This is a genomic window from Vibrio sp. B1FLJ16, assembly GCF_905175385.1.
Taxonomy (GTDB): Bacteria; Pseudomonadota; Gammaproteobacteria; order Enterobacterales; family Vibrionaceae; genus Vibrio.
This window is the reverse complement of the sequence record NZ_HG992749.1, coordinates 313790-333273: the sequence shown is the minus strand read 5'-3', so window position 1 is coordinate 333273 and position 19484 is coordinate 313790. Positions and strand designations below refer to the sequence as shown.

21 protein-coding genes and 1 riboswitch are annotated in these 19484 nt (G+C 47.0%); of the genes, 7 read left to right on the top strand and 14 right to left on the bottom strand.

From position 1 onward, the window contains the following. Positions 1–69 precede the first annotated feature (69 nt). A complete protein-coding gene (apaG, locus tag KHN79_RS01635) occupies positions 70–450 on the top strand; it encodes a Co2+/Mg2+ efflux protein ApaG (RefSeq protein ID WP_182009708.1) in 381 nt (126 codons plus the stop codon). 16 nt (positions 451–466) lie between these two features. Further along, positions 467–1273, top strand: a complete 807-nt coding sequence (apaH, locus tag KHN79_RS01630) for a bis(5'-nucleosyl)-tetraphosphatase (symmetrical) ApaH (RefSeq protein ID WP_182009709.1) — start codon at positions 467–469, stop codon at positions 1271–1273. Positions 1274–1541: 268 nt separating this feature from the next. Here the strand turns inward: apaH and folA are convergent, their stop codons facing one another. From folA to rplU, 6 genes are all read right to left on the bottom strand, one after another. Then, entirely contained in the window at positions 1542–2021 is a 480-nt protein-coding gene (gene folA, locus KHN79_RS01625) for a type 3 dihydrofolate reductase (RefSeq protein WP_182009710.1), read from the bottom strand. 9 nt (positions 2022–2030) lie between these two features. Continuing rightward, positions 2031–2504, bottom strand: a complete 474-nt coding sequence (locus KHN79_RS01620; protein ID WP_182009711.1) for a threonine/serine exporter family protein — start codon at positions 2502–2504, stop codon at positions 2031–2033. Further along, positions 2504–3304: a threonine/serine exporter ThrE family protein gene (locus KHN79_RS01615; protein WP_182009712.1), complete on the bottom strand. Its 801-nt coding sequence runs from the start codon at positions 3302–3304 to the stop codon at positions 2504–2506. The genes KHN79_RS01620 and KHN79_RS01615 overlap by 1 nt, the downstream gene beginning before the upstream one ends. Positions 3305–3484: 180 nt before the next feature. Next, positions 3485–4657, bottom strand: a complete 1173-nt coding sequence (cgtA, locus tag KHN79_RS01610) for an Obg family GTPase CgtA (protein ID WP_182009713.1) — start codon at positions 4655–4657, stop codon at positions 3485–3487. Positions 4658–4902: 245 nt separating this feature from the next. Continuing rightward, positions 4903–5160 carry a 50S ribosomal protein L27 gene (gene rpmA, locus KHN79_RS01605; RefSeq protein ID WP_005383095.1) on the bottom strand — a complete coding sequence of 86 codons (258 nt, stop codon included), beginning with the start codon at positions 5158–5160 and terminating at the stop codon, positions 4903–4905. Between the two features lie 20 nt (positions 5161–5180). Then, entirely contained in the window at positions 5181–5492 is a 312-nt protein-coding gene (gene rplU / locus KHN79_RS01600; RefSeq protein ID WP_005383096.1) for a 50S ribosomal protein L21, read from the bottom strand. A gap of 257 nt (positions 5493–5749) precedes the next feature. Between rplU and ispB the strand changes: the two genes are divergently transcribed. Next, complete coding sequence (gene ispB, locus KHN79_RS01595) at positions 5750–6721, top strand: octaprenyl diphosphate synthase (protein ID WP_182009714.1); 972 nt, start codon at positions 5750–5752, stop codon at positions 6719–6721. 72 nt (positions 6722–6793) lie between these two features. Here the strand turns inward: ispB and KHN79_RS01590 are convergent, their stop codons facing one another. Further along, positions 6794–6985 (bottom strand): hypothetical protein, encoded by a 192-nt coding sequence (locus KHN79_RS01590; RefSeq protein WP_182009715.1) that lies wholly within the window; start codon positions 6983–6985, stop codon positions 6794–6796. A gap of 128 nt (positions 6986–7113) precedes the next feature. Then, positions 7114–8049, bottom strand: coding sequence for a malate dehydrogenase (mdh, locus tag KHN79_RS01585; RefSeq protein WP_182009716.1), 936 nt, complete (start codon positions 8047–8049; stop codon positions 7114–7116). 368 nt (positions 8050–8417) lie between these two features. Here mdh and argR point away from each other — a divergent pair, with 368 nt between their 5' ends. Both argR and KHN79_RS01575 read left to right on the top strand, forming a co-directional pair. Beyond that, on the top strand, positions 8418–8888 hold the full coding sequence (gene argR / locus KHN79_RS01580) for a transcriptional regulator ArgR (protein WP_014230707.1): 471 nt from the start codon (positions 8418–8420) through the stop codon (positions 8886–8888). Between the two features lie 396 nt (positions 8889–9284). Then, positions 9285–10253, top strand: a complete 969-nt coding sequence (locus tag KHN79_RS01575) for a TAXI family TRAP transporter solute-binding subunit (protein WP_182009717.1) — start codon at positions 9285–9287, stop codon at positions 10251–10253. Between the two features lie 6 nt (positions 10254–10259). Here the strand turns inward: KHN79_RS01575 and KHN79_RS01570 are convergent, their stop codons facing one another. Then, positions 10260–10433, bottom strand: coding sequence for a hypothetical protein (locus KHN79_RS01570; protein WP_182009718.1), 174 nt, complete (start codon positions 10431–10433; stop codon positions 10260–10262). Positions 10434–10571: 138 nt separating this feature from the next. Between KHN79_RS01570 and KHN79_RS01565 the strand changes: the two genes are divergently transcribed. Further along, positions 10572–13151, top strand: coding sequence for a TRAP transporter permease (locus KHN79_RS01565; protein ID WP_182009719.1), 2580 nt, complete (start codon positions 10572–10574; stop codon positions 13149–13151). A 44-nt stretch (positions 13152–13195) separates the two neighbouring features. Further along, entirely contained in the window at positions 13196–13630 is a 435-nt protein-coding gene (locus KHN79_RS01560; protein ID WP_182009720.1) for a universal stress protein, read from the top strand. Between the two features lie 90 nt (positions 13631–13720). Here the strand turns inward: KHN79_RS01560 and thiQ are convergent, their stop codons facing one another. The 5 genes from thiQ to mpl form a co-directional block, all read right to left on the bottom strand. Further along, complete coding sequence (thiQ, locus tag KHN79_RS01555) at positions 13721–14425, bottom strand: thiamine ABC transporter ATP-binding protein (protein WP_182009721.1); 705 nt, start codon at positions 14423–14425, stop codon at positions 13721–13723. Next, positions 14425–16011 carry a thiamine/thiamine pyrophosphate ABC transporter permease ThiP gene (gene thiP / locus KHN79_RS01550; RefSeq protein ID WP_182009952.1) on the bottom strand — a complete coding sequence of 529 codons (1587 nt, stop codon included), beginning with the start codon at positions 16009–16011 and terminating at the stop codon, positions 14425–14427. Before thiP ends, thiQ begins: the two co-directional genes overlap by 1 nt. A gap of 11 nt (positions 16012–16022) precedes the next feature. After that, positions 16023–17015: a thiamine ABC transporter substrate binding subunit gene (thiB, locus tag KHN79_RS01545; RefSeq protein WP_182009722.1), complete on the bottom strand. Its 993-nt coding sequence runs from the start codon at positions 17013–17015 to the stop codon at positions 16023–16025. Between the two features lie 63 nt (positions 17016–17078). After that, a riboswitch (TPP riboswitch) is annotated at positions 17079–17225 on the bottom strand. A 97-nt stretch (positions 17226–17322) separates the two neighbouring features. Beyond that, positions 17323–17958: a flavin prenyltransferase UbiX gene (locus KHN79_RS01540; RefSeq protein WP_182009723.1), complete on the bottom strand. Its 636-nt coding sequence runs from the start codon at positions 17956–17958 to the stop codon at positions 17323–17325. Between the two features lie 6 nt (positions 17959–17964). Beyond that, positions 17965–19323 (bottom strand): UDP-N-acetylmuramate:L-alanyl-gamma-D-glutamyl-meso-diaminopimelate ligase, encoded by a 1359-nt coding sequence (gene mpl, locus KHN79_RS01535; protein ID WP_182009724.1) that lies wholly within the window; start codon positions 19321–19323, stop codon positions 17965–17967. Positions 19324–19484 lie beyond the last annotated feature (161 nt).

The window sequence follows — 19484 nt, the reverse complement described above, 5'->3', positions numbered from 1 at the left end:
AAGTAACTCAATACAATGAGCCAAACTATTGCCAGTTTGGCTCATTGCTAAGTTTCTCAAGGAGTGCACATGGACGTCATTCAACCCTGCATCAAAATTCAGGTCCACACCAAATACATTGAAGAGCAATCGAACCCGGAACTGCAACGCTACGTTTTTGCCTATATCATAACGATTAAAAACCTCAGTCAGCAAACAGTACAACTGATCAGTCGCCGCTGGTTAATCACTGACTCTAACGGTAAGCAGATGACGGTTGAAGGCGATGGTGTGGTTGGCCAGCAGCCATTTATCCCTAGTAATGATGAGTACACTTATAGCAGTGGTACCGCGTTAGAAACACCGGTTGGTGTCATGCAAGGACACTATAAGATGCTGGATGAAAAGGGTCAGGAGTTCATCGCTGAGATAGAACCATTCCGCCTGGCTGTACCAAATGTTTTAAATTAATAAAATTGGAGAATCGGTGGCTACCTACATTGTTGGTGATATCCAGGGCTGCTTTGATGAACTGCAGCGACTATTAGAACAAGTATCCTTCTCTCCAAGGAACGATCAACTCTGGCTTGCTGGCGATCTCGTTGCCAGAGGTCCTAAATCATTAGAAACCTTACGCTTCGTTAAATCACTGGATGACAGTGCTAAAGTTGTGCTTGGCAACCATGACCTTCACTTACTCGCTGTCTCTCATGGCGTAAAGAAACTAAAAGAAAAAGACAAAACCTCGCCGATTTTCACAGCTCCGGACAGTAAAAAGTTATTACGCTGGCTATCCCATCAACCTCTCCTCGCTGAACATAATGAATTTGTCATGTGTCATGCTGGTATTTCACCGCAATGGAACTTGGAAACCGCTCGTCAATGTGCACGAGAAGTGGAAAGTATCCTGCAAAGCGATCATTTATCTTGGCTGCTACACAATATGTACAGTAACACACCAGATTACTGGGATGAATCTCTGAAAGGGCTGGAGCGCTATCGCTACACGATCAATGCATTCACTCGTATGCGCTTTTGTTTCCCTGATGGCCGTTTAGATATGGATTGCAAACTACCTCCGCAGCAAGTATCTGCAGATGAGTTGATTCCATGGTTTGAGCTTCCGCAGCGAGTCTCACTGGGTAAACCCGTTCTGTTCGGTCACTGGGCTGCATTACAAGGGCATGTTAATGATGAAGTGATCGGCCTTGATACCGGCTGTGTTTGGGGTGGAGAACTGACTATGATCCGCTGGGAAGATAAGAAAATCTTTACTCAACGGGCATTAAGTTAAACACTGAATAATAGTCGGTAATCCATAGTAGGGAGAATACCTGTCACCTAACATCTCCTATAGGGTCATTCCAGCGAGCCATAGCGAGACTAGGAATCTAATATCCGCATACTGTGAATAGATAGAAATACCTTTGACAACAAAGTACTCGGATAGAAGATCCTGAATCACGCTCCTCGTCGCTTTTCAGGATGACGGCAGGCTGGGATGGCCGCTCGCTGTTATACGAACGGCATTACCGTATTAGCTATGCTATTTTAATCTCGAATTACTTCTCTAATACCGTAAAACGCATGTTGTAAGCGTTTTTCTCGTCAGCGTGATACGTTTCTGAATAAGTTTCTTTAAAATCACTCCCCCAGTCAGGGAACTGAGTATCACCGTCAATTTCAGCTTCAATGTGTGTCACATATAGCTTGTGAGCCATGGGTAGACAAGCGGCATAAATCGCACCACCACCAATGATCATCACCTCTTCCACATCACCTGCCGCCTCTAACGCCTGCTCAATAGAAGTCACTGTTGTAACACCTTCAATCCTAAGCGCTTCGTCACGACTGATCACGATATTCTGGCGGCCGGGTAACGGGCGTCCTATCGATTCATAGGTTTTACGCCCCATAACCACAGGCTTACCCATGGTACAACGTTTAAACCAAACGAAGTCGGCAGGTAAATGCCATGGCATCTGATTATCTTTACCAATGATGCGGTTGTCTGCCATCGCGGCAATCATACTAATGATCATGTCATGTCCTTATACTATCGGTCTGCGGCGATAGAATAACAGCCCAGGTACTGCAAGACCAACAGCTAAACCAGCAATAATAAACATGGCTTTAAGAAAGTTTTCCATACACGTAGCAAGCAGTTCTGGCGAATAACCAAGATGGTTTATCTCAACCATCGCTATCATGGCTTTATAGGCGAACACTCCGGGAACCATAGGAATCAATGCTGCAACAGTAAATACTTTGGGATGGGCTAAAAAGCGATGAGACCAGTGCACACCTATCATGCCAACCAGTGTCGCAGCAAAAAACGTCGCCCACTCTATCGGCACACCAAACTGCATCATCAGATAACGGCTGCCATGACCAAGAGCACCACCTACAGCACAATAGATCAAAGCTTTCTGTGGCACGTTGAAAACCAATGCAAAACCCACGGCTGGAATCGCAGCGAAAAACATGTCATTTAAGAGGCCAAACAGTAATTCTAAAATGTTCATCAGATACTCCAACCCCAGATTCCCGTCACACTCATAGCAGCGACAATGCCCAAGCAGGTTGCGAGCGTCAGTAAGCTGGCCATGACAAACCGCGCAATCCCCATGTTGATATGGCCTTTTAGCATATCAGCGACGGAGTTAATCAATGGGAAGCCAGGGACTAACATCAGAACTGATGATGCCATTGCAACGGTAGGTAGGTTACCAATCTGATAAATCTCGGCCTGAGCTGAAATTAACGTGGTGACAAACGCCGTTGCTGCGAAGTTGAGTAAGGGATTGAAGTGACGATGACCAATTTCCTGACGAACGATCATCCCGACTGCTGACGCTAAGAAAGTCATCATAAATACGCCACTGTCGCCACCGGCTAAATGACTGAATGAGGCACATGACAGACCAATCATAAATACGACCAGCCAGCGGTTATATCTCTCCGGGCTAATCGTGTTGAGCTTTTTCTTAGCCATATCAGCATCAAGCAGGCCACGTTCCATCATGATGCAAATACGTTGAATTTGCGTAATAACGCGCATGTTAATACCACGATCGGCACAACTTCGCGTGGTGGTAATACAGTGATCATTCATCAGTGTGGTTACGACCAGAGCATTTGCCGAGAGCGCGACTGCTACCTCATCAACGCCGCAGGCAAGGCCAATCCGGCGCATGATATCGCTCACCAAGGTACTTTCTGCTCCGTGCGCAAGTAGCATTTGACCTGCCTGAGCAACAAGGCGGGAGATCGCCCTTTGATTTGATACCGCTTGCGGTACTGGCGGTATAGTTTCCAATCCCATAGATACGTCTAATTCCTTTTAAATTCCATTAAGTGTGTGGTGGCCAGCTCCAACATTTCCACACTCTGGCTATTGTGCCGGAAATAAAACCAACGAAAAATGATTAGATACAAAAAAAGCCGCAATAGAGATTGCGGCTTTATAAAAATATTCAGCTAGACGTAAGCTTGATAAGAATGATTAGTCACGAACGTAGACAACGTGGCCGTCATCTTCTTCATCGTCCCAGTCATCCCAGTCGTCGTCATCTTCAGTAACAACGTCCTTACCAGCCATCGCGTCTTTATGGTAATCATCCCACATGAAGTTAACTTTATCTTCTTCAGCCACTTCTTCCTCTTCACGAGGTAGGTTTTCCATAAAGTCAGCCAGCTTGTAACAAAGCTCTTTTGTACCAGAACGGTTGATCGCCGAGATCTTAAAGTACTCGTCTTCCCAACCCAGCGCATCCAAGATCTCCTGGATCTTTTCATTCGCTTCTTCTTCTGGCATCAGATCAACTTTGTTGAACACCAGCCAACGAGGTTTGTCTGCCAGTTTTTCGCTGTACTGCTCTAACTCATCAATGATCGTTAGTGCATTCTGCACCGGATCAGACTGATCAATTGGCATAATATCGATCATGTGCAATAGTACGCGGCAGCGCTCCAGGTGTTTTAGGAACCGAATCCCTAAACCGGCACCATCCGCAGCACCTTCGATCAGGCCAGGAATATCAGCAACCACAAAACTCTTCTCAGGTACCACACTCACGACACCTAAGCTTGGGATAAGCGTGGTAAACGGGTAATCCGCGACTTTTGGTTTTGCAGCAGACACTGCGCGAATAAAGGTTGATTTACCCGCGTTTGGCAGGCCAAGCATACCAACGTCAGCCAGCAACAGTAGCTCAAGACGGATTTCACGAACTTCGCCCTTCGTACCCAACGTTCTCTGACGAGGCGCTCGGTTTACAGAAGATTTGAATCGCGTGTTACCCAGGCCGTGCCAGCCACCCTTCGCAACCATTACTTTCTTGCCGTGCTCAGCAACTTCAGCAACAATTTCGTTAGTGTGGATGTCAACAGCACGCGTACCAACAGGTACACGCATTACAATATCTTTACCACGCTTACCGGTACAGTTACCACCGCGGCCATTTTCTCCACGCTCTGCTTCGTAAAAGCGTTGGAAACGGTAATCAATCAGGGTGTTGAGGTTCTCATCAGCCTGGATATAAACATCGCCGCCGTCACCACCATCACCGCCATCAGGACCACCTTTAGTGATGAATTTTTCTCGCCAGAAACTAACAACGCCGCTACCGCCGTCGCCTGCCTGAACTTTTACTACAGCTTCATCTACGAACTTCATCTTTTACTCCGACTACTTCGTACGTGGATTATACCAATCAGCGTAATTTACTGTGATTGGTATTAATTCTACTTTGTCACCTGACAATTTTAGCAGATGACAGATCTAAGCTCCCAGATTCGGATCGCTCCAAACTTAAACGAGAAGCTTCGATATGCCGACTGCTGATAAATAAAAAACCCCGCCGATTCGGCAGGGCTTTTGAATTCAGCTTAAAGCTATTAAGTAACTGGTTTAAAACCTAATTACTCAGCTTCGATGCTAACAAACTTACGGTTCTTAGGACCTTTAACCTCGAACTTCACTTTACCTTCAGTAAGAGCGAATAGAGTGTGGTCTTTACCGATACCTACGTTGTTACCAGCGTGGAACTTAGTACCACGTTGACGCACGATGATGTTACCTGCTAGTACAGATTCACCACCGAAACGCTTAACACCTAGACGTTTGCTTTCTGAATCGCGGCCGTTACGAGTAGAACCACCAGCTTTTTTGTGTGCCATTGTTAAACTCTCCTAATAGATTAAGCGTTGATACCAGTGATCTTCACTTCAGTGAACCACTGACGGTGACCCTGTTGCTTACGAGAGTGCTTACGACGACGGAACTTAACGATTTTAACTTTATCGCCACGACCGTGTTGTACAACTTCAGCAACAATTTTGCCGCCCTCTACAAGAGGAGCACCAACTTTGATGTCTTCGCCGTTAGCAACAAGAAGAACTTTATCAAATTCTACAGTTGCACCAGTTTCAACGTCTAATTTCTCTAAACGAAGAGTTTGACCTTCGCTTACACGGTGTTGTTTACCACCAGATTGGAAAACAGCGTACATATTTTACTCCGCTTTTTCCGCACAGCCTTTACGTGAGGGTGTGCGCTAAACTAATCATCAATAGGGCGCAGATTCTACAGAAGAGACGACCCTATGACAAGCCATATTTTGAAAAAATTGGCGAAAAGCTAATCGCCAATGAAAAGTGCGGCAATCATGCCCTTTAGTAATGTATTAATCAACGTTTTTTAGTGTATTATTCGACAATTATGTAAATCGAATAAGCCTTGCAGGGTCTAACTTCAGCCGGATGTATAATGGATTTTAAAACTATCCAAGCGCTTACTGCCGATGACATGGCAAAAGTGAATGAAACAATTCAAGCCCAATTAAATTCTGATGTCTCTTTAATCAACCAGCTCGGTTTTTATATCGTTAGTGGTGGAGGCAAACGCCTGAGACCGCTTCTGGCAATTTTGTCTGCCCGAGCACTTGGTTACCAAGGCAGTGGTCATACAATGGCCGCTGCGTTTATTGAGTTCATCCATACTGCTACTTTGCTGCACGATGACGTAGTCGACGAATCAGACATGCGCCGTGGCAAAGCGACCGCAAATGCCGCTTTTGGTAATGCCGCCAGCGTATTGGTTGGGGACTTTATCTATACTCGCTCATTTCAGATGATGACTGAGTTGGGATCAATGAAGATCCTTAAGCTAATGAGCGATGCCGTAAACGTGATTGCAGAAGGTGAAGTGCAGCAACTAATGAACTGCAACGATCCTGACACGACAGAAGAAAGCTACATGCAGGTCATCTATTCTAAGACGGCACGCTTGTTTGAGTCTGCGACACAGATTGGCGCGATCCTTACTGATGCTCCTGAGCACGTTGAAATTGCATTACAGAATTACGGTAAGTATTTAGGTACTGCATTCCAGCTCATTGATGACGTCATGGATTACACCTCCGACGGTGAGGATATGGGTAAAAATGTAGGCGATGATCTCGCTGAAGGTAAACCTACCCTTCCTTTACTGCATGCGATGCGTAACACCACTCCTGAAAACGCTCAGATGATTCGTGAAGCGATTGAAACATCGAACGGTCTGGAGCGTCTGGATGACATCCTTACTGTGATGAAAGAAGCAGGCTCACTGGAATACACAACTCAGAAAGCACTGGAAGAGGCCGATAAGGCCATTGCAGAACTCGCAGTACTTCCGGAGTCCGAATATAAAGAAGCACTTATCACACTGGCTCATGTCGCAGTAAATCGCACTCGATAGTAAATGACAGGCCGCCAGTATGTGAAAATAAAAAGGAAGAGCTGAGCTCTTCCTTTTCAATTCTAGTCCTCACTAATAATAGCGTTCACTGCCACCATGCAGTTGTGGGTCATCTTCTATCTCATCAAAGGTCACCGCGACTTGCTCATCTGTCCCCTGTTTCGACAATAAGACAGTTTCTGCTTCGCGATCCACGGCTAGTATCGTACCAACCCCTTGCTGACATTCTACGACCATACCTGTACGGATTCGACTCGCTTCCATATTCTCCCCTCCCTAACATTTGTCGTACTCCGACGAGTTGTACGCAGAGGAAAATAAACGGATCAAAAAAGCCGATCCTAAGATCGGCTTTTTATTACTAACTTATTACTAGCGATTAACGCTTGAGATTACTTCGCGAACTCAACGCCAATGCTGATATCGCCATTAAGCGTTTCCAGCATGCTGTCCAGAGCTGACTTTTCGTAGTCACTTAGTGCACCGTAGCTCAGTACTTCTTCAACACCTTCTTTACCCAGCTTCACTGGCTGAGCAAAGTAAGGAGCGTGCTCGCCGTCACCTTCAACGTACGCACACTCTACTACGCCTTCTTCACCTTGAAGAGCACGTACCAGAGACAGACCGAAGCGACATGCCGCCTGACCCATAGACAGAGTCGCACTACCGCCACCCGCTTTTGCTTCAACTACTTCAGTACCCGCGTTCTGGATACGTTTAGTCAGAGCTTCTACTTCTTCAGCAGTAAACTCAACACCTTCAACCTGTGAAAGCAGAGGAAGGATCGTTACGCCTGAGTGACCACCGATAACAGGTACACGAACATCACTTGGATCTTTGTCTTTCAGTTCAGCAACGAACGTTTCTGAACGAATAACGTCAAGTGTTGTTACACCGAACAGCTTACGCTTGTCGTAAACGCCAGCTTTCTTTAGTACTTCTGCTGCGATTGGCACAGTGGTATTTACAGGGTTAGTGATGATACCAACACATGCTTTAGGACAAACTACTGCAATTTTCTCAGCAAGCGCTTTAACGATACCAGCGTTAACATTAAACAGATCCGCACGATCCATACCTGGTTTACGCGCAACACCAGCAGAAATCAGAACAACATCTGCACCTTCAAGCGCAGGCGTTGGATCTTCACCCGCATATCCTTTGATCGATACTGGAGTTGGGATGTGGCTAAGATCAGCAGCAACACCCGGAGTAACAGGTGCGATATCATACAGGGCTAAATCAGAACCTGCAGGAAGACGGTTCTTAAGTAAAAGGGCAAGGGCTTGACCGATACCGCCAGCGGCACCAATAACGGCTACTTTCATGTAGTTCTCCTTGAGAGTATTCTCTTATAAACGTATTCATAGGGTAGTTTGTAACCAACCCGACAAAGCTAGCGGAATCACAACTTGATTACAATCAATTAACGTCAGCTTTGCGACCTCGCGCAACCCAGTTCAGTCGTGCTACAAAAACCGGTTGGATTATTCTGTTATTGGCGTGAAATGACAAGAAATTAGAAAAAATAAGCAGATATTGAACAACTCGTAACCATTAGCTTTATGGAATCACATTCCGTTAATGATTTACAGTGATGTAACTAACATTATCCTGGGACTTTTTGGCACTGTATGAATACATATGCGAGAATATGCAAATTGCTGTTCCGTAATTTAAGAGAAACATAATGACTATGCGCAATACTGAAAAACAAGACAACTTAGTACGTGCTTTTAAAGCCCTGTTAAAAGAAGAGAGCTTTGGCTCTCAGGGCGAAATTGTCGACGCACTGAAGCTACAAGGTTTTGAAAGCATTAACCAATCTAAAGTATCTCGCATGCTGACCAAATTCGGTGCCGTTCGTACCCGTAATGCGAAAATGGAAATGGTTTACTGCCTTCCGGCTGAGTTGGGTGTACCAACAACAAGCAGCTCTCTACGCGAACTGGTACTGGACATTGACCATAACGCCGCATTGGTTGTCATCCACACCGGCCCTGGTGCTGCACAACTGATCGCGCGTATGCTGGACTCCCTAGGGAAGTCAGAAGGCATTCTTGGCGTTGTCGCTGGTGATGACACTATCTTTATCACCCCAACCTTGCCAGTCTCTACAGAGCAACTGTTCAAATCTGTTTGTGAACTGTTCGAGTACACAGGCTAAAAACGATTAACTTAGCTAACGCTATAGTGAGCTACGAAATAATCTACTTTGTAGCTCACAACTTCTGTTACACACCTCTATTTCCGATTACTTTCTGACCATTTTCTTTGTGATCTCACTCACGCAGTTAATTTTTTACCCTCCCTGGAAAAAACAAGCATAAACTACTGTTATAAAAAGGATAAATTGACAGACTAATCACTACCCCACCCCGAAAACCTCAGAGTTATTCGCTATAAATGTTTAAAGCTAGATAATTTATTACCAAATTTTTGTTATCATTTGTTTGTTTTTTCAAATAATTAGGTTGAAAAACGTGCCGTTTCCAAACAGGAAACCCCAGAAGTGATTTATGGATATTTCCGAATCAATAATGAATATAAGGAAGTGAATTTCATGGCATTTAACAAATTGCTCAAGGCAGGTGCTATTGCTGCGGCCGTCATCGGTACTGGCGCAGTTAACGCTCAAGAGTTTATTACTATCGGAACGGGCTCTGTTACCGGGGTTTACTACCCGACAGGTGGTGCCATCTGTAAATTGGTAAACAAAGGTCGACAAGAACACAAAATTCGTTGCTCTGTTGAATCGACTGGCGGTTCGATTTACAACGTCAATACTATCCGTGCTGGCGAACTAGACTTTGGTATCGTGCAATCAGATTGGAAATACCATGGCTACAATGGTACGAGTAAGTTTGCGGAACAAGGGCCGTACAAAAAACTGCGCGCTATGTTCTCTCTGCATACTGAACCTTTCAACATCATTGCCCGTGCAGATTCAGGCATCAACAACGTTAGTGACCTCAAAGGCAAGCGTGTGAACATCGGTAACCCAGGCTCTGGTGACCGCGCGACAATGGGCGTAGTCATGGACGCAATGGGCTGGACACTAGACAGTTTCCAACTTGCTTCGGAGCTTAAAGGTTCTGAGCGTTCCCAGGCGCTTTGTGACAATAAGATCGATGCCTTCATTTACATGGTTGGTCATCCAAACGGCTCAATCAAAGAAGCAACTACTTCTTGTGACGCAAAACTCGTTTCAGCAACGGGTCCGGAAATCGATAAGATCGTAGCAGGCAATCCTTACTACGCGTACAGCTCAGTTCCTGCGGGTATGTACCGTGGCACCGATCAGGATGTGAACAGTTTTGGTGTCGCGGCCACCATGGTTACATCTGCGGATGTTTCAGATGAAGTAGCATACAACGTAGCAAAAGCAGTGTTCGAAAACTTCGATACGTTCAAACGTCTGCACCCTGCTTTTGCCAGCCTGAAGAAAGAAGACATGGTTAAAGCCGGTCTTTCAATCCCTCTGCATCCGGGAGCGGAGAAATACTACAAGGAAGTGGGTCTGATTAAGTAATCTCCCTTACTTGTTAACCAAGGCAGAAACACTTTGCTCTCTGCCCGACAAAGTATGCTGGCAACTACAGCTACGCCAGCCTACTTTGTCGATATCCAAGTCATATATTCGTCGGTTTTTAACAACCTCACATGCATTCCACGCAAACGCGATAACACCACCAATAAGAGCGTTAGACAAGACTGTCCTGACTTCAGGCAGCGGAATACTCGATAACAAGCCGACAACAAACTTCGCTCAGTTCACTACACTGATATAGACGAATTGCATTTTCGACCTATAAAACAGGCAGAACCATCAATAATAAGGATAAAGTACATGGCGACGAATAAAGCCCCGTCACAAGATGTGCAAGATATGGTGGCTCAGGCAGACACAGGGGCCCGCAGCCCATCAGGAATACAGGGACGAATCCTGTGGTTTGTTCCTCTGTGTTGGTCACTATTTCAACTATGGTACGCATCTCCGCTACCATTTATTTTTAATTTTGGCGTACTGAATGACACTGAAGCTCGTGCAATTCACTTAAGCTTCGCGATCTTCCTGGCGTTTACTGCATACCCTGCAATGAAACATTCTCCTCGCGACCACATTCCGATTGTCGACTGGATTCTCGCATTAGCAGGTAGCTTTTCAGCGGCTTACATTTATCTTTTCTACACGGAACTCGCCGGTCGTTCCGGAGCGCCAACAACGACCGATATCGTTGTGGCGGTAATCGGCATGGTTCTGCTGCTGGAAGCAACGCGACGTGCGCTGGGTCCACCATTAATGCTCGTTGCTGCTGTCTTTCTCACTTACACCTTTGCCGGCCCATACATGCCGGACGTGATCGCTCATAAAGGCGCAAGCTTAAATAAAGCAATGTCGCATTTATGGCTGACCACCGAAGGGGTATTCGGTGTCGCTCTGGGTGTTTCTACCTCCTTCGTATTTTTGTTCGTGCTGTTTGGTGCAATGTTAGAGCGTGCTGGTGCAGGTGCTTACTTTATTAAAGTGGCATTCTCCCTGCTCGGACACATGAGAGGCGGTCCGGCTAAAGCAGCGGTTGTCGCTTCAGGTCTGTCTGGTCTTGTGTCAGGCTCTTCGATTGCCAACGTAGTAACGACCGGTACCTTTACAATCCCGTTGATGAAACGTGTCGGCTTTCCGGGCACCAAAGCTGGTGCGGTAGAGGTTGCAGCCTCAACGAATGGTCAGCTAACTCCACCAATCATGGGCGCTGCCGCATTCCTAATGGTGGAATACGTCGGTATCTCCTACGTTGAAGTCATCAAAGCTGCGATATTGCCAGCTCTTATCTCGTATATCGCACTGATTTACATCGTTCACCTTGAAGCATGTAAAGCAGGTATGACAGGCCTGCCGCGTCGTCATAACCCAACTCTGTTGCACAGCCTGTTATCCTTTACCGGAACGATTTTAGGCCTTTGTATTATCAGTGCACTGGTTTACTACGGTGTAGGCTGGACCAAAGACGCCTTTGGCGCAGCAGCAACTCCAATCGTGATGGTTGCGCTGCTTATTGCCTATGCGGCTCTGGTTAAAGTCTCAGCAAACCATGCTAAAGATGGCGAGCTGAACATTGAAGAAGAGCTGACGGAAGTACCGGAACCAGGCCCAACCGTAAAATCAGGCCTGCATTATTTGTTGCCGATTGTGGTGCTGGTGTGGTGTTTGACTGTAGAACGCTTCTCACCAGGGCTCTCTGCATTCTGGGCAACGGTATTTATGATCTTCATTTTGCTGACTCAGCGCCCTTTGATGGCTCTGTATTCAAGACAAGGCGATTTACTTCAGCAAACCAAAGACGGCTTTGTCGATTTGGCGGAGAGTTTGGTCTCTGGTGCGCGTAACATGATTGGTATTGGCGTTGCGACGGCGGCAGCTGGTACCGTCGTTGGTGTCGTCACGCTAACCGGTATTGGCCTGGTCATGACCGACTTCGTCGAATTCATATCAGGCGGTAGTTTGTTCCTGATGCTGCTGTTCACCGCGGTGATCAGTTTAGTGTTGGGGATGGGTCTGCCAACGACGGCAAACTACATTGTGGTATCTACACTGATGGCACCGGTTATTGTCACGCTTGGTGCAGCACATGGCCTGATCATTCCTCTGATTGCCGTACACCTGTTTGTGTTCTATTTCGGTATTTTAGCTGACGATACGCCGCCGGTTGGTTTGGCCGCTTTTGCTGCCGCCGCGATTGCGAAATCCGATCCGATTCGTACTGGTATTCAAGGCTTCACCTACGATATCCGGACAGCTATTCTTCCTTTCATGTTTGTCTTCAATACCCAACTGTTGCTGATGGGGATCGACACTTGGTGGCATTTAGCGCTGACAGTCCTCTCTTCCATCATTGCGATGCTGATATTTTCCGCGGCCACGCAAGGATGGTGGCTGACTCGCAACAAGTGGTGGGAAACCGTTCTATTATTAGTACTGACTTTCTCCTTCTTCCGTCCGGGGTTCTGGTGGGACATGCTCTACCCTGCCAAAGTGGTTTCTCCCGGTGTTGAAGTGGCTCAAATTACAGAGAACTTAAAAACAGGACAATCGTTAGAACTCAGGGTTGCCGGAGATAACATCGAAGGTGAACACATTGAAAAAACCGTAGTGCTGCCATTTGACGACAATGCCAAAACAGCAGAAGAACGCATCGCGTCTATGGGTCTGATGCTGACCGAAAATAACGGAAAAATGATTGTTGATATGGTGGAATTTGGTAGTCCGGCAGAGTCCTCTGGTATCGACTTTGACTGGGAGATCAAGTCGGTAGTTCAGGATGCCGAGCGTCCGATGAAAGAGTGGGTGTTCGTTCCGTGCTTGTTAATTCTGCTGGTGCTCGCTATGAACCAGAAACGTCGTGCGCGTAAAGAACAACTCAGCGCATAACCGATTTGCCCCTGGGAGACCGGGGGCTGAGAGAGAGAAATTGCATGTATAAACAAATTCTTGTTCCGGTTGATCTCAATGATCAAGGATTCTCAGACCGAGCCGTTGAACTGGCAGTCTGGCAGGCGAAGCAGGCCAATGCCGTTATTCATTTGCTGACGGTTGTGCCGGGTATCCATATGTCGATGGTTGCGAGTTATTTCCCGAAAGATGCCGCCCTGAAAATGAAGCAGGATGTCGAACATCAGTTAACGGAATTTGCAAAAGACAACATCAAAGAGGACATTGCCTACAGTATCCACGTTGCTGAAGGTAAGCCGTACACAACCATCATCGAACACGCTAAGCGTTTAGGGGTAGACCTTATTATCATGCCAAGCCACAAGCGTTCGAAGATCAATAAAGTGATGCTAGGTTCTGTCGCCAGTAAGGTAGTGGAATACTCCCCCGTTAACGTGATGGTGGTGAAGCCAAGCTAGCTTCAATAAATAAACGTCGTAAACTAAAAGGTTGATGCTCACATCAACCTTTTGCTTTTTATCCTGACCAGTTATTGATAACGAATGGTATTACCCGGCCGCCCGAACAAAGGCTTGTAAAACTTGACTCGGATGCTCAGTCGAGAGCTCACTAATTTCACCCGCCGCCTCGATTTTTCCACCAGCGACAAACGCGAAATGGGTTGCTATGGCTTTCGCATCACTCAGATGATGAGTCACCATGAGTACGGTAATCCCCCGCTCGGCAGCCAGTTTTTTTACTAAACCCAGCATTTCTTCACGCAGGACAGGATCCAGAGCCGAGAATGGTTCATCCAGCAACCACATCAAGTGAGGCTGGACAAAACAACGTGCCAGAGCCACACGCTGACGCTGACCGCCCGATAGGTGTTCTGGCAACCGGTCTAGGTACTCTGCGACTCCAACCTGCTGTGCGGCCTGCTCGACCTGTGATTTTTGCTCAGGCGTAAGTTTCAAACCCGGATGCAATCCCAGGCTGATGTTGTCGCGCACCGACAAGTGAGCAAACAGGTTATGCTCCTGAAACAGCATGGAGAAAGGACGCTGATAAGGTTCTTTAAGTACAATGGATTCTCCCCCGACAAAAATATCACCCTGGTCCGGATTAATGAACCCTGCCACTAAGGCCAGCAACGTCGATTTTCCGGCTCCGCTTGGCCCCATCAGTGAGACAATCTGACCGTGCCCAATAGTTAAATCAAAACGAAACAGTTCACGCTGGTAGGTGTACTGCACATCATCCAACACTAGCATTACGCTTCCTCTTTCGTTTTTAAACCTTTCTCAATCAGAGTAAAACAGCCCACACTAAGCAATAGTAAGGTCACTGATACCACGGCAGCCGCTTCCATCTGATAACTGCCGAGCAGCTGGAACAAGTACAGCGGTAAAGTCCGAAACTCCTGCCCGCCAAATAACGCAATCGCACTTAAATCCCCGATAGCAAACATAAAGCTAATCGCAAAGGCATGAGCAAAGGGTTTACGCAGAGCTCGCCACTCCACGACTTTAAAGCGCTGCCAGCCGCGCATTCCTAAACTGGCACAGACATACTGATACTGCTGTTCAATGTGCAGCATAGGTTGCGCCATTGTCTTAATGACATAAGGCAGAGCCATCAGACCATTAACCAAGATGACCACGAAAAATGCCAGGCTAAATACATCAGTGAAAGAGCGTAGCAGCAAGAACAATCCGGTACTGATCACTAGTCCCGGCGTCACCAGAATGATAGTGCCAATCAGCTCAATATGGTCTGCACGCGCGTTCTGATACTGCAAGCGCCAGCGACGGCTGGTGAGCAAAATGGAGACACCGGCGGTAACGGCGAGGGTGCTGGCTAATCCCGCCACTTTGAGCGAGTTAAATAGCGCAGACCAAAAGCGTTGGTCACTCAATACCGGACCAATCTGGTAATTGATACCACTCAGAACCACCATTGCAAGCGGCGGAACAACCAGTAAAAAGGCACCTATGATCCAAAAGCTATCCCAAGCTTTTGACCACCCATGATCCTTCGTTAAGTATTGCTGTACAGAGATGCTACCAGCACTTATGGAGACTGGCTTTGTCAGCTTCTGAACTCCCACAGCAAGTACACCGCACAACAGCATCTGCCACAGTGCTAACAAAGCGCCAGCTTGCAGGTCAAAATCAAATTTAATCGCTTGGTAGATTGCCAGTTCTATCGTGGTCGATTTAGGTCCGCCGCCCAGCGCCATGACAGTAGCAAAACTGGTGAAACACAGCATAAAGACCAGCCCACTGACATGCGGAAGCTGCTGTCTTAATCGCGGCCACTCAACCCAGCGAAACTTATCCCAGTGACTCATGCCAAGATGCGCGCACAACTTATGTTGTTCAGCAGGAATCGATTCCAGCGCCTGCAACAATAATCGCGCAGCATAAGGCAGGTTAAAGAACACATGCGCCAGCAAAATTCCGTTCAGGCCATAGATGGAAAATGGCAGCCTGGCATCAACACTTTGTAACCACTGAGCAATCAGACCGCTGTTCCCGTAAATCGCCAGTAATCCGAAAACACCGACCAGAACGGGCAATACTAAAGTGGAAGCAAACAGTTTGAGTAACAACTGCTTGCCAAAAAATGTACGCCGAGAAAGTGCATGCGCGACAGGAACGGCAAAACCCACACTGAGTAAGGTAGACAGAAAAGCCTGATAAAAGCTGAACTTAGTGACATGCTGATAATAAGGATCATCCCAGATTACCGACACATCTAAAGGCGGTGCCTGTAAAACTAAAGCGCTTAAGGCAGAAATAACAAAGGCCGCGATGACTATCGCGACCCCTATTCCTATTTTTGGTACATTATTCAAAAGAACCGCTCTTAGAAAGTCAGGGCGCTTTGCCACTCACGAATCCAGGTCTTACGCATTTTTGCCACTTCATCAGCGGTAAAGCTCAGTGACTTACCTGGTACGCTCAAGGTTTCAAAACCTTCAGGCAGAGCCACATTGGTAACCGGGTACATCCAGTTACCTGTCGGCATAGCTGACTGGAACTCATCACTCAAAATAAAGTTGAGGAACTCGTCCGCCAGTTTCGGGTTTTTGGTACCTTTAACCTTAGCAGCCACTTCCACTTGCATGTAGTGACCTTCAGAAAAATCAGCTGTAGCAAATTTAGCGTCATTTTCTGCGATCAGGTGATAAGCAGGTGAGGTAGTGTAAGAAAGCACTAAATCAGACTCACCTTTAAGGAACATCGAATACGCCTCTGACCAGCCTTTCGTCACCGTCACGGTTTTAGCTGACAGCTGCTGCCAGGCTTGTGAGGTATTGTCACCATAGATTGACTTCATCCACAGCATCAATCCCTGCCCCGGTGTAGAAGTACGGGGATCCTGATAAATCACTTTCAGATCGCTGCGCTCTTCAACCAGCTCTTTCATGCTTTTAGGCGGGTTAGTCAGTTTGTCTTTGTTATAAACAAATGCAAAATAACCATAGTCATAGGGTACAAACGTTTTGTCACTCCACCCATCTGGCAACACGGTACCGGAAGTATCGACATCATGTTCTGACAGCAAGCCTGTTTTCTTCGCCTCAGCCATTAAGTTGTTATCCAGACCTAACACGATATCTGCTTTGCTGTTATCGCCCTCCATTCGGAGACGGTTTAGAATCGATACGCCATCATCCAGTGCAACGAAATTAACGTCACAACCGCACTTGGCTTCAAAAGCCTGTTCGATTTTAGGACCAGGTCCCCAATCTGCGGCAAACGAATCATACGTATAGATGGTTAAGGTGTTGTCAGCGGCAAACGCTGAAGTCGTTGTGATTGCAGCAAGGGCAATCAGGCTTAGAGTGGGTTTCACGGCTCGCTCTCCATGTCTGGGAATTTGTGAGCGGCACAGGTTTGAGGCGGCTATTTGGGATGACGAATATCCAGACTCAATTCCTACGCCAGCATTATCTGGTTCAGGTAATACGGGTCCCCGCAGCCTAACTAGGTTAAGCCTTTAGGTCTCAGCGCCCACATATTGATAAACACAATACAAAATGGGTTTGCTCCCCGATGAGTTGCGTGGATTGTAACCCCAAATAACCTTGCGATGCTAGCAAGGTCATTGCGATTTATGAGTACTGCTGAAGATAAAAGTCTGTATTAGCAGCAAAACTCGTTCAGCAACGCTGATCATACCCCCAGCGAGGCACCAGACCTTGCTCAATGCCAAGATGATCGAGAATACGTGCAACCATAAAATCGACTAAATCTTCAATGCTCTTTGGCTGGTGATAAAATCCCGGAGCTGCTGGCATGATGGTGACTCCCATCTGTGACAGCTTATGCATGTTTTCCAGATGCAGGGTCGAGAATGGCGTTTCACGCACCACAAGCAGTAACTGACCACGTTCTTTCATGACTACGTCAGCGGCACGCTCGATAAGATTATCCGACATGCCATGCGCAATCGCCGCGACACTGCCTGCCGAGCACGGGCAAACTACCATTTGTTTCGGCGCAGCAGAACCGGAAGCAACAGGAGAAAACCAGTCATCTTTACCGCACACGGTGATATTGTCTGGCTTGCAATTCAGGTGAGCCACCAGAGCTTCTTGCGCCGCTTGCGGACCACTCGGTAGCTTGAGATCATGCTCGGTCGCCATGACAACGCGCGCAGCAGACGATATCAACACGTACACGTGATAGTCCGCAGCAACCAGACACTCCAAAAGCCGAAGACCATAAGGAGCTCCTGACGCACCAGTAAGTGCTAACGTAATGGCTTTTTTTTGCTGCTGTTTTTTGTGGGACATAACTGATTAAGCTTTTTGTTTTAACTGTTCGAGAAGTTTACCGTGAATACCGCCGAAACCACCATTACTCATCACCAGAATTTGGTCTCCGGATTTTGCTCTTTCAACGATTTTTGCGACAAAACGGTCTAAGTTAGCATCAACATAGGCCGGTTGCGGGCACTGGTCAGCGATTTCCTGTACAGACCATTCAATGCTGTCTGGCTGAAATAAGAACACTTCATCTGCACTGTGCAGTGAATCGGCCAGTGTATTCTTATGCACACCACGCTTCATCGTCGCGGAACGAGGTTCCAGTACCGCCAGAATGCGTTTATCACCAACTTTGTTGCGCAGGCCACCTACGGTCAGTTCAATAGCGGTTGGGTGGTGAGCAAAATCGTCATAGACGGTCACACCTTGCTCTTCACCTTTCAGTTCAAGTCGGCGCTTGGTATTAATAAAGCGACCAAGTGCCTGGCAGGCTAACTCAGGCGCCACACCAACATGCCTTGCGGCAGCAACGGCCATCAGCGCATTATCCACGTTATGATCGCCGACTAAATCCCACTCGACGGTCCCCACTTTCTTACCTTGCAGCGACACCTCAAATTTCGAGCCGTCGACAACCAGTTTATGCGCCTGCCAGTCTCCCTCTTCACCTGAAAACTGCTTTTCTGTCCAGCAACCACGTTCAAGCACATCACTCAGCGCCTTATCCTGCTTGGGAGCAAGAATCAGACCATTCCCCGGAACAGTACGCACTAAATGGTGGAACTGCCGCTTAATCGCTTCAAGATCGTCGAAGATATCCGCATGATCGAATTCCAGGTTATTCATGATTAAAGTGCGCGGATGGTAATGCACGAACTTAGAACGCTTGTCGAAAAAAGCACTGTCGTATTCATCTGCTTCTACAACAAAAAACATGCTTTCACCCAATCGGGCCGATACACCGAAGTTCCCTAATACACCACCGACTAAGAAACCCGGCTGGTAACCACAGTCTTCCAGTATCCACGCCAGCATACTTGAGGTTGTGGTTTTACCATGAGTACCGGACACTGCCAGTACCCAGCGGTCATGCAGCAAGAATTCATTCAGCCATTGCGGTCCGGAGGTATAACGCATATTGCTATTGAGAACGTGCTCAACACACGGATTACCGCGACTCATAGCGTTACCAATCACGACCAAATCAGGTTCAGGATTAAGCTGAGAAGGGTCAAAGCCTTCAATTATTTCAATACCTTGAGACTCTAATAGCGTACTCATTGGTGGGTAAACATTGGCATCAGAACCCGTCACTTTATGTCCTAACTGACGAGCTAAAATTGCTGCGCCGCCCATAAACGTGCCACAGATACCCAAGATATGGATGTGCATAAGCTTAACCTTGTAATGCCTTCTTTAATGCTTTTATTATCGCGAGAACCAGCTGATAAAGCGAGTGACTTTGGCGCTCTTCTGGCTGCCCCTTTCAAAAATATGACAAGATTGAACACAGACTGTACAGCCTTGTGACTAATTGATGAGCTCCTCATTGA